The sequence below is a fragment of the Rhizobium sp. FG113 genome (genome assembly GCF_057809895.1).
The window spans coordinates 18,968-30,032 of the sequence record NZ_JBMDKV010000035.1; the positions used below are offsets into that span (position 1 = coordinate 18,968).

Genomic DNA, 11,065 nt, shown 5'->3' on the forward strand with positions numbered 1-11,065 from the left:
CTCAACGAGCGGGTAATCCACTCATTATAAAGCCAAATTCGCGCAACCCGCCTCATATTTTGAAAAAAACTGTCTTGAATCTAGTCGCAGGTGATTTAAGCAGCAATGCTGCAACCAAAAGGGCCACCATCGTTCACCGGTGAGCTATTAGTGTCTGAATCGATCAATGAGTAGCGGTAAGTTGCCAATGGTGTTAAGTGAAGCAAAATGCGGTCGCGTCAGTGCTGTTTCGCAGCACGCAATGGCTACTTTTTCTGCAATAGGGGCGATCCTTACGCTAGGCTGGATCCTCAAGTATTGCCGCTATGGTTTCGACTTCACAGACGAAAGTTTTTATTTGGTATGGATATCGAATCCATTCATCTATCGTGCGTCCATCACGCAGTTTGGGTTCATATATCATCCGCTCAACCTCTTGGTAGGCGGAGATATCGCTGCGCTCAGGCAAGCCAATGTGATTATCACCTTCGGTTTGGCGTGGGCATTGGTTCTCACGTTGTTGACTGTCCTCGATCCCAAGGTAGAGCGAAGAACCTATGCGTTTTTTACGGTCTCCGCGGGCCTAGCTACAAGTGTACTCATCGTATTCAACTCTTGGCTGATAACGCCAAGCTACAATAGTTTAGCGCTTCAGTCGCTGTTGATTACCGGTATAGGTGTTCTTCTCGCAGACAAAGGGTTGTATCTTAGAAGTATTGCCGGATGGGCAATTACAGGCGTGGGTGGTTGGTTGGCTTTTATGGCCAAGCCGAGCACAGCAATAGCTCTCGCTGTTTGCGTCGTCATCTACGTTGTTATTTCAAGGAAATTCTCGCTTCGACTGTTGATCCTATCGGTAGTAGTCGCTGCAGTGCTTACACTGCTCAGCGCGCTTCTCATCGATGGATCCATACCGGCTTTTATACGGCGGCTAGAGTTCGGACTTGAGCTCGGTCGACATCTTGGTGGCGGCCACACATTGAGTGAACTCTTGCGTCTCGACGCCTTCCAATTCTACACACGAGACAAAGTCGCCATCCTTTTGGTTGCAGCTGCGGCACTCATGCCGACCTTGGGCGTTTTATCCGGTAAAGCCACTTTCGTATTGGCTTCGCTGTTAGTGACACTAGGCTTAGTTGTCGCAACTGCTTTATTAGTATTTGGCTACATAAATGGCGCAATGGGTTTAGGACCATTTCAGGGACTCTTGATTTTTGGAATCGCGCTCGCTGCAGCACTAACCGGCTTGTTGTTCTGTGGGTTGCACCTCTTCGGTAGTATATCTACGCAGCAGTTGGGGATTGTTTTTCTGTTTTTGGTAATGCCCCATATCTTTGCATTCGGTACGAACAGAAATTATTGGGAAAGCGGGGCTTCAGCCGGTATTTTTTGGCTACTTGCTGCTGTGCCGTTGCTAAAGCCGGTGGCCAGCATGCAAAGAGGTTGGGCTTTTGCTCTGCCGCTGGCGCTCGCCACACAGACGGTTGCAGCAGCACTTCTGCAGACAGGGGTAGAGCAACCTTATCGACAGCCTCATTCTCTCAGACTTAATAACACCGTGTCGACAATCGGCCCACAGCGGTCCGAACTGATCCTATCCGCAGGCTACGCATCTTATGTGGCGGATGCAGTTTCGGTGGCGCAAAACAGCGGGTTTCAGGCGGGCACTCCTGTCATAGATTTGTCCGGACAGTCTCCTGGCATCTTATATGCGATTGGCGCTGAGAGTATCGGCCAAGCCTGGACTATAGGTGGCTATTCTGGTAGTTTGACATTTGCAAAGGCAGGTTTGGACCTCGTTCCGTGTAAAGAAATTGCGGCCGCGTGGCTACTTATCAGCCCGGACGGGCCAATCAACATTCCAACAACACTTGTGCCAAGTTTGGGGCCTGATTTTCCACAAGGGTATCAGCAAATGGGCGCTTGGCGAACGGTAGTGGGCGCTAGCGGATATCCAACCATCCGCACCCAACAGCTTTTCAAGCCAATGTTTCCAACAGAAGCAGAGAAAACTTGCAATGCGCTGCGAAAGAAGGAAGCATGATGAAAAAGGTGGCAATCCTTCAGTCCAACTATATCCCGTGGAAGGGGTATTTTGACATGATAGCCGCTGTTGACGAGTTTATTCTCTATGATGATATGCAGTATACAAAAAATGATTGGCGCAACCGCAATCAAATCAAAACACCTCAAGGCATTCAATGGCTTACAATTCCGGTCGGGCAAAACATAAGCAGGCGAATTCGCGACGTGACTACGGATTTAAGGTGGCGAACGTCACACTGGAAAACGTTGGTACATAACTACCGCGGCGCTCCACACTTCGAGAGCGTAGCTGAATGGCTCGAGCCACTTTACCTTGGTCGAGAGACGACCCACTTGTCGCAAATTAATCGTGAATTCATCGAAGCCGTCTGTAGCTTTCTTTCGATTAAAACGAAGATATCCAACTCGTGGGACTACATGCTTGTAGACGGCAAAACGGAACGTTTGGTTGATCTCTGTGATCAAGCCGGAGGGAAGCAATACATTTCGGGTCCCGCAGCCCGAAACTATATTGACGCACGCATGTTCGAAGAAAATGGCATTCAAATTCAATGGTTTGATTACGCAAACTTCCCTGAATATCCCCAGCTTTGGGGCGATTTTGTTTCAGGTGTCTCAATACTCGATCTGCTGTTCAACTGTGGCAACGCATCACCTCAATACATGAGAAACGTTCTATGAAGCTTTCGATCGTTTCTACGCTTTATCGGTCCTCTCAGTTCATCCACGAATTTTATGAGCGATCAAGTAAGGAAGCTCAGCGCGTTGCGAGCGAAGACTATGAAATTGTCTTTGTTAATGATGGTTCACCTGACGATAGTCTCGATGTCGCGGTGAAACTAAGTAAGCAAGATCCACATGTTGTAGTCATCGATCTTTCAAGGAACTTCGGCCATCACAAGGCCATGATGACGGGGCTTGCACACGCTCGAGGCCAGCAGATATTCTTGATTGATAGTGACCTGGAAGAAAATCCCGAATGGCTTTCTCTATTTCAGGACGAATTGAAGAAAGATTCCGACGCCGACGTTGTTTTCGGAATTCAAGAAGCACGCAAAGGGGGCCGATTTGAAAGAATTAGTGGCTCCTTGTTCTGGTTTTTAATCAACCGTCTATCCGGCCTATCCTTACATGCCAATGTCGTGACAGCGCGGCTCATGACGAGACGATACGTTGACGCTCTCTTGCTGCATGATGAAAGAGAAGTTTTTATGGCGGGTTTGTGGAAAATCACTGGCTACAAACAAAAGCCTGTACTTGTCAGAAAATTTGGCAAAAAAACATCCACGTACACCTTGGGAAAAAAACTGTCTTTGCTGGTAAACTCAGTTACCTCTTTTAGCTCTTTCCCCCTTTTGGCAATTTTTTATGCCGGCATGATCATGTTTTCATTTGCTCTTCTTTATAGTCTCTACCTTGTTGTTAACTGGCTTGTATTCTCCAAAACAATGGCAGGCTGGACATCAGTTATGGTATCGATTTGGCTTATAGGAGGCATGATACTGTCTAGCATGGGGGTTATAGGCATATATATTTCGAAGGTTTTCTCCGAGAGCAAACGTAGACCTTATACAATAGTTCGTGAAATTTATGGCCGATAATATCAAGAAGCGCATTGTGTTTTTGTGTTCGGGCGGTGGGGGTAACCTAGCGTTTATTTATCAAGCAATAGAACAGAATTGGTTAAAAAACGTCGACATAGTTGGCGTTGTGACAGATAGACAATGCCCTGCTAATACGTTTGCAGATAAAGCCAATATACATAACGTCGTGTTGACTATCACGCGCCAAGAGCAATCCGATTTGTTCTCGACGTTAGCTGCGCTGCGGCCTGATGTCATTGTCACGACCATTCACAAAATAATTGGACGCAAAGTGTTGCGGAAATTCGCTAATCGAGTCGTGAATCTCCATTACTCTCTTCTGCCTGCCTTTCCTGGGCTTATCGGAACTGGTCCTGTGAGGGCCGCTTTGGGGTATCCTGCACTGTTTAGCGGCGTGACCGTTCATTCAGTTGTCGAGGAGGTCGATGCGGGTCCTCCTATTGTGCAGTGCGCAATAGCTTTGAAGGCTGGCGACACTGTCGAGGGGCTAATGCCGGTCATTTTTCGATGCGGTTGCTTCGCTTTGCTAGAGACATTGGAGCAGTTGGTAAGCGCCACTAATTCTGCGAGGGAGGCCACTCACGTAAATGTCCTCGGTAGAGATTGTTTGTTCAACGGGGGTAGCAGGCAGCTATCGGTGGACTTTGTAAATGACGAAATCTTTTGGAATCAACTTCAGAAGTCGGTAAATTTCAGATAGTGCGAGTCGCCTGCGACACTGCAAAATGCCGAGTAGGAGCGTATGAGGAAATACAATCAGAATACTTTTGGCGTTTGCTTGATTTGCAAGATGGCATAACCGTGAAAAAAAGCCTACCGACACTTTTCAAATACTTGTTGATAGGTGCGGTCACCAATTCAGCAGGATATATAATATATATAATTATTACTCAGTCAGGAGTAAGTCCAAAAATCGCTGTTACAATAATATATTTTTGTTCGGTAATTTTCGGATTTGTTGCGAATAAAAATATTACGTTTCGCTATGATGGGAGATCATTGGGTGCAGGGGTGCGGTATTTAGTGGTGCAGTTTTTTGGCTACGTTCTTAACTTGTTACTTATTCTTATTTTCGCTGAAAAACTAGGCATAAATCACAATCTGGTCCAAGCCGCGGCTATTGCAGTCGTTGCTATTTTTCTATTTCTCGCATCGAAGTTATACGTTTTTCGCGGAAGTGGCGGAAATTTCGGAGAAAAAGTGCCATGAAAATCTGCCGACAATGTAACCACCGTTTTTCATCACAGGAATGGGAGTGCCGCAATTGTGGTTATAAGCCCGGGGTTATAAACGGATTTCTCGCGCACGACGCAGAAGTCGCGTTCAATGGAGGCGGTTTCAAAGCCGAATATTTCGTTGAACTCGCGGCCGTCGAACAGGCCAGTTTTTGGTTTCGATCACGCAATGAGATCATTCAATGGGCGCTCGGAAAATTTGGAAGAAATTTCAGATCTTTTCTGGAGATAGGATGCGGTACTGGTTTCGTTCTTTCGGGAGTCTCCAGATCTTTTCCTGATGTTTCAATAGACGGCAGTGAAATATTCGTCGAAGGTTTGCCGTTTGCAGCTGAGCGCTTGCCTACTGCGAATCTCATGCAGATGGATGCACGGAAAATTCCCTACTCGAATGAGTTCGACGTGATCGGCGCATTCGACGTATTGGAACATATCGTTGAAGACGAGGTTGTTTTATCCCAGATTCATGAAGCGTTGAGACCGGGCGGGTTGGCGTTGTTGAGTGTGCCGCAGCATCCATTTCTGTGGAGTGCGCCTGATGACGCGGCTTGCCACGTTCGACGCTATAAAAGAAATGAACTTATTGAGAAATGCCTCGCTGCCGGCTTTCAAATCGAGAGAAGCACATCCTTTGTGAGTTTCCTTTTGCCGGCCATGTTCGCTTCGCGACAGAAGAAGAAAGTATCGAGTACGAGCGACGCTATCACGGACGAGTTGCGACTTCCTTCAATTATAAACGCTGTGTTTTATGCCGTAATGAGGATAGAGCAACAGCTTATTCGGTGGGGTCTTGATTTGCCCTGCGGTGGTTCACGGCTCGTTGTTGCCAGAAAGATGAGTAGGTTGGGATGAAAGCGATTGTTCTTGCTGGCGGGGCTGGTTCTCGCCTCTATCCTCTTACAAAAGTTTCAAGCAAGCAGCTTCAAGCTGTATACGACAAACCGATGATCTACTATCCGCTAACGGTTCTAATGGCATCCGGCGTAAGAGATTTTTGTCTCATATCCACTCCAGAGGACCTCCCTCGATATAAAACACTATTCGGCGACGGCGCTCAATGGGGCGTAACTATACAATATCTTGAGCAATCTAGGCCTGAGGGTATTGCGCAAGCATTTATAATAGCTGCAGATTTCATTGGTGCCGACAACGTAATTTTGATGCTAGGCGACAATATTTTCTCGGGCGGAGACGACTTTCCCAGGGCCGTATCAGGCTTCAGCAGTGGGGCAACAATTTTTGCCTATCACGTCAAGGATCCAGGGCGTTATGGCGTCGTTGAATTCGACAAGTTCGGTAAGGCGATATCGATTGAAGAGAAGCCAGCCCGCCCCAAGAGCAACTATGCCGTTCCGGGGGTCTATATCTACGATAACAGCGTATTAGGGATTGCAGCAAAGGTGAAGCCGTCCTCGCGCGGTGAGCTCGAGATCACCTCGGTCAATTTGGAATATCTTCGCCAAGGCAAGTTACAGGTTCGACGCTTGAGCCGTGGCTTTGCTTGGCTCGATGCCGGAACGAGCACTGCGTTGCACGAAGCTTCTTCCTACATCGAAGCTATTGAAAGGCGTCAAGGCGTCAAAATTGGCTGTCCGGAAGAAGCCGCACTCACGAGGGGTTTTCTCGACATCGAACAGTTCGAAAGCTTAATTGGACGCATGCCGCGGTGCGAATACAGCGAATACCTGCGCAGTGTCTCAGATGAATGGCACAGACTTAGAGAGGCACGATAGTGAGCAATATTGTCGAGTTCAATCGCCCTTTCATGACCGGTAAGGAGCTTTACTATATAGCTGAAGCAAAATTCGGAAACATGCTCGCAGGGGACGGTCCTTTCACCAAAAAGTGTCATGAGTGGCTCGAGCGAACAAGCGGTTGTAGCAAGGCACTGTTGACGCACTCATGTACCGCTGCGCTGGAAATGGCTGCACTGCTTCTCGATATCCAGCCTGGCGATGAGATCATCATGCCGTCATACACATTTGTATCGACGGCGAATGCCTTTGTCCTTCGTGGGGGCGTTCCGGTGTTTGTCGATATACGTGAGGATACACTCAATCTCGATGAGCGGCTTATTGAAGCTGCGATTACTCGACGCACGCGCGCCATTGTGCCCGTTCACTATGCAGGTGTTTCGTGCGAGATGGACGCGATCATGCACATTGCCAAGCAATATAACCTTAGGGTTGTGGAGGACGCGGCACAGGGTGTGATGGCATCATATAAAGGTCGCCCGCTCGGCAGCATCGGTGATCTGGCGGCTTACAGTTTTCATGAGACGAAAAACGTCATCTCTGGCGAGGGCGGAGCGCTGCTGGTCAATGACCCCGCGCTTGCACTACGGGCCGAAATCATCCGCGAGAAAGGGACTGACCGCAGCCGCTTCTTCCGGGGCGAAGTTGATAAGTATACCTGGCAAGAAGTAGGTTCCTCATTTCTGCCGGGTGAACTGATAGCAGCCTTCTTGTGGGCACAGCTCGAGGAGTCCGAGCGGATCACCAAAGACCGTCTGGCGATTTGGCAGTACTATCACGACGCTCTTCAACCGCTTGAGAATGAAGGACTACTCCGCCGCCCGATTGTTCCGGACGATTGTCAGCACAATGCTCACATGTACTACATATTACTGCCTGAGCATGTTGACCGCCAAGCGGTATTGGCAGAGTTGAAAGGCAACGGGATCTCGTCAGTCTTTCATTATGTTCCCCTGCATTCGTCACCCGCGGGAAAGCGATATGCCCGAATGTCCGGCGAGTTGTCGGTGACGACAGCTCTGTCGGAACGCCTTGTGCGCTTGCCCTTGTGGTTGGGCTTGACCTTTGAGCAACAGGACCGGGTTGTCGCAATCCTGGCCAATGGGCTTGGAAGGTAAAAGAATGAAAATTCTTGTCACAGGAGGTGCTGGCTTCATTGGCTCAGCCGTTATCCGCTACATCAACAAACACACCGACGATCACGTCGTTAATGTTGATAAGCTGACTTATGCAGGAAATCTCGAAAACCTCAACGAGGCCGGGCGGTCGGATCGCTATAAGTTCGAGCAAGTTGATGTCTGTGATCGGAGGCAGCTGGAACGGGTATTCACGGAACATCAGCCGGATGCCGTAATGCACCTTGCCGCGGAGAGTCATGTGGATCGTTCCATCGACGCGCCGGCAACGTTCATAGAGACCAACGTAATTGGTACCTACACCCTGCTCGAGGCTGCGCGCGCCTATTGGCAAGGACTACCGCTTGATCGCAGGGAGGCTTTTCGCCTTCATCACATTTCGACCGATGAAGTATTCGGCGACTTGCCACATCCGGCCGAAACCCCGAATGCGTGCGATGTTCGATTTCATGAGACTACTGCATACGCGCCTAGTAGCCCATACTCGGCGAGCAAAGCGAGTTCAGATCATCTGGTTCGGGCATGGATGCGGACCTATGGTCTACCCGTCCTTGTTACCAATTGCTCCAACAATTATGGCCCCTATCACTTTCCAGAAAAACTAATACCGCTGACAATCCTCAATGCTTTGGAATGCAAATCCCTCCCTGTGTATGGCAACGGCGACCAGATTCGCGACTGGCTCTACGTGGAAGATCATGCTCACGCACTTTATGCCGTCCTGACCAAAGGCACAGTCGGTGAGACGTATAATATTGGCGGCAACAACGAGAAACAAAATATTGAGGTGGTCCGCGTAATTTGCGATATTCTACAGGAGATAGCACCTCCACGCGCTGGGAGCCCTGTTAGAGAGTATCGCGAACTAATTACGTTCACAGAAGACCGGCCTGGTCATGACCGCCGCTACGCAATCGACGCAAGTAAAATCGAACGCCAATTGAACTGGAAACCGGCAGAGACATTCGAGACCGGTATAAGGAAAACAGTAACGTGGTATCTCAACAATCTCGATTGGTGTCAGCGTGCAGAGGCTTGCTATCAACGCCAACGTTTGGGACGGACAGGATAAGCGTTTGAATATCCCTAGATTTGTAGGCGCCGAGCAAATTTAATTTGAGCTTAGAATCTAAGCGCAACGCAGGCCGGAAGATCATGGAACGAGGCCACCCGGTCGCGGAGGTCTGCAGCGGCTCGGGGTGAGCCAGCATTCTTTGTAAGAATGGAAGAGGAAGTTTGCTGCGCCGACTGCCAATGACAACGACGAGGCCGAGGAGATGAGGCGGCTGAAGAACCCGTTGAACAGGCGAGCCAACGAGGACAAGCGACAGACCGAGCTACTCCTAGAGGCGTGGGAGGTGGGCGGCAAGTCTATGGCTTTCAAAGGCTGCACGACGATCTTCCCGAACAGGGCGAGATGTGCTGCTAGAACCGGGCACCACATGGGTCACGGACATCAGCTATTTCCGGAGCCGTGAGGGCTTCGCCGATCTCGCTGTCGTCGTAGATCGCTATTCACGTCGTGTCATCGGCTGAGCGACGCAGTGGCGACAAGCCACCTCCGTCGTGTACAGGTTTTGCTCTTAGGGGTGTGGAGGCGAAAGCCGAAGAACAAGTGCTGATCCACTCAGGAGCAAACTCGCGGTTCACTAGCGTTGATTAACAGTGGGTTCGCCAATAGCTTCTTCAATCTCTTGAAGTGAGAATGGATAGTTCGCAGAACTTTACCGTTCATGCGATGAACGACGACAAGATGTGTTCGATCACATCGGGATTTTCCGCAATCCGAAACGCAAGCTCGTCGGGAAGGGGGTGTCGCCGTCGGATTCGAAAAGCAGCAGAAAATCTGACCCGAGGTTGTTAACGACACCCGGGGCTATCCAGGTTGAAAGGGGGGCAGTTTAAGTGAAGCGTTGTCACACACGCCGCTGAGGTAAGAGTTAGAAAAAGTATCAAGGCGCAGTATGAAACCGGTCAAAATCAGTTACTGTGGCCACCTGAGGTGGAAATCGTGCTGATTTTTCTCCCTCAAATTCGGTACCTTGGCGGCCGGCGCACGTAGGTTTGTCTTTTTAGCTGATCGGGAGGATGGTCATTTCTGAGATTATCGAAAGCCAGAAGCCGCAAGGTAGGCAGTTGGGTAACTTCGAACATATTATCAAGAAGGTGTCAGTTTTTGCAGGGCCGTTAATGGCAGCTAGCGTGACCATTCTTGTGTTCTTCAACTACCTGTTTTTCCTTAAATGGTCCCCACTCACAGAGGGGCGTTGGTGGCCATTCCTGATCTTGACCCTGACGTTGCCTATTGCGTTGATGTGCGCTGGAAACTTGAAGCGCTGTCAATTGCCCTTCTGGTCGATGATTGCATTTTGTGCCGTTGTGATCATAAGCTACGCCCTGAAACAAAATGCTCATTACCAGTTCACATACCTCATCGGCTTTCTACTCTCATCTATCCCTTTCTTTTTGCTAGGTGCGATCGCGGGGCATTGGCCTCGGGCGATGAGCTCGATTTTCGTTGTCACCACGATTTCGCTCACTGCAGCCATTATTGGAGCTTATCTTAGCTATGGTGACTTATGGGATGCTGTTGGATTTCGTGACATACTTTCGATACCCCAACGTATGGGGCGCCCCAGCTTCCGGTCCTACTATCAATTGGTCTCGCTTGGTGTTGCGATAGGATCAGTGGCAACGTGGGCTCTCCTTGGAAAGAGGGCTCCGGCATGGTCCGATCATTTGTTCGGTGTTCTTGTTGTGCTCGTGCTCACTCAAACTGGCTCGCGGGGAGCTTATCTTTTGTTTGTCATGAGCCATATCCTGCTTGTGTTCAAAACACGATCTAAGAGTGCTGCCGTGTGGGCTGCTCTTTTCCTTGCAATGGCAACGCTTTTCGTTGTGCTTGTTTTCCCAAACAGCGCTACACTTCTTCGAGCGGAGAACACTAACGAATTTGGCAGTGATGTTGCAGGGGAACCTATGCTTAGGGGGATGCTGTACGCTCGCGCATTGTCCGGCTGGACAGAAAACGCCGCATCCATCGTTTTCGGCAGGGGATTTGGTTCGTACTCTCTCGATGTCGCGGGTGTTTACCCTGTCTGGGTTCTAGGTTCCGCTCCGGGCAGCATTTATCCACACAATGTAATTCTCGAGGCCGGGTATGAGCTTGGAATACTAGGTGTGTTCCCAATGGTTTTGGCCTTCGGCTGGTCGTTCTTCCGTTTGATCCTCGCAAGTTGGAAAGGCGCGCCGAGACCGTGAGCGTCCGGTGAGTTGTTTTTGCTGATCGGGCAAATCAGGCGATGTTCTGG

Annotated in this window: 10 protein-coding genes and 1 pseudogene; all 11 read left to right on the top strand. The window is 49.5% G+C overall.

What is annotated here, in order from left to right; genetic code table 11:
- Nucleotides 1-166: 166 nt before the first annotated feature.
- The 11 genes and pseudogenes from ACODTZ_RS34735 to ACODTZ_RS34785 all read left to right on the top strand — a co-directional run bounded on the left by ACODTZ_RS34735 (nucleotide 167) and on the right by ACODTZ_RS34785 (nucleotide 11,015).
- The gene (locus ACODTZ_RS34735) at nucleotides 167-2,023 is read left to right on the top strand and encodes a hypothetical protein (RefSeq protein ID WP_489031711.1); all 1,857 of its coding nucleotides are present in this window, start codon (nucleotides 167-169) and stop codon (nucleotides 2,021-2,023) included.
- The gene (locus tag ACODTZ_RS34740) at nucleotides 2,023-2,706 is read left to right on the top strand and encodes a WbqC family protein (protein WP_489031713.1); all 684 of its coding nucleotides are present in this window, start codon (nucleotides 2,023-2,025) and stop codon (nucleotides 2,704-2,706) included. Before ACODTZ_RS34735 ends, ACODTZ_RS34740 begins: the two co-directional genes overlap by 1 nt.
- Complete coding sequence (locus tag ACODTZ_RS34745; RefSeq protein WP_489031715.1) at nucleotides 2,703-3,626, top strand: glycosyltransferase family 2 protein; 924 nt, start codon at nucleotides 2,703-2,705, stop codon at nucleotides 3,624-3,626. The genes ACODTZ_RS34740 and ACODTZ_RS34745 overlap by 4 nt, the downstream gene beginning before the upstream one ends.
- On the top strand, nucleotides 3,616-4,329 hold the full coding sequence (locus ACODTZ_RS34750) for a formyltransferase family protein (protein WP_489031717.1): 714 nt from the start codon (nucleotides 3,616-3,618) through the stop codon (nucleotides 4,327-4,329). Before ACODTZ_RS34745 ends, ACODTZ_RS34750 begins: the two co-directional genes overlap by 11 nt.
- Nucleotides 4,293-4,838, top strand: coding sequence for a GtrA family protein (locus tag ACODTZ_RS34755; protein WP_489031719.1), 546 nt, complete (start codon nucleotides 4,293-4,295; stop codon nucleotides 4,836-4,838). Before ACODTZ_RS34750 ends, ACODTZ_RS34755 begins: the two co-directional genes overlap by 37 nt.
- The gene (locus tag ACODTZ_RS34760; protein WP_489031721.1) at nucleotides 4,835-5,716 is read left to right on the top strand and encodes a methyltransferase domain-containing protein; all 882 of its coding nucleotides are present in this window, start codon (nucleotides 4,835-4,837) and stop codon (nucleotides 5,714-5,716) included. Before ACODTZ_RS34755 ends, ACODTZ_RS34760 begins: the two co-directional genes overlap by 4 nt.
- Nucleotides 5,713-6,597: a glucose-1-phosphate thymidylyltransferase RfbA gene (gene rfbA / locus ACODTZ_RS34765; RefSeq protein WP_489031723.1), complete on the top strand. Its 885-nt coding sequence runs from the start codon at nucleotides 5,713-5,715 to the stop codon at nucleotides 6,595-6,597. The genes ACODTZ_RS34760 and rfbA overlap by 4 nt, the downstream gene beginning before the upstream one ends.
- Nucleotides 6,598-6,629: 32 nt before the next feature.
- Nucleotides 6,630-7,736 (top strand): dTDP-4-amino-4,6-dideoxygalactose transaminase, encoded by a 1,107-nt coding sequence (rffA, locus tag ACODTZ_RS34770; RefSeq protein WP_489031730.1) that lies wholly within the window; start codon nucleotides 6,630-6,632, stop codon nucleotides 7,734-7,736.
- Between the two features lie 4 nt (nucleotides 7,737-7,740).
- A complete protein-coding gene (rfbB, locus tag ACODTZ_RS34775) occupies nucleotides 7,741-8,826 on the top strand; it encodes a dTDP-glucose 4,6-dehydratase (RefSeq protein WP_489031725.1) in 1,086 nt (361 codons plus the stop codon).
- 83 nt (nucleotides 8,827-8,909) lie between these two features.
- Nucleotides 8,910-9,659, top strand: a pseudogene (locus tag ACODTZ_RS34780) (DDE-type integrase/transposase/recombinase).
- Between the two features lie 183 nt (nucleotides 9,660-9,842).
- A complete protein-coding gene (locus ACODTZ_RS34785; RefSeq protein WP_489031727.1) occupies nucleotides 9,843-11,015 on the top strand; it encodes an O-antigen ligase family protein in 1,173 nt (390 codons plus the stop codon).
- The last annotated feature ends 50 nt before the right edge of the window (nucleotides 11,016-11,065 follow it).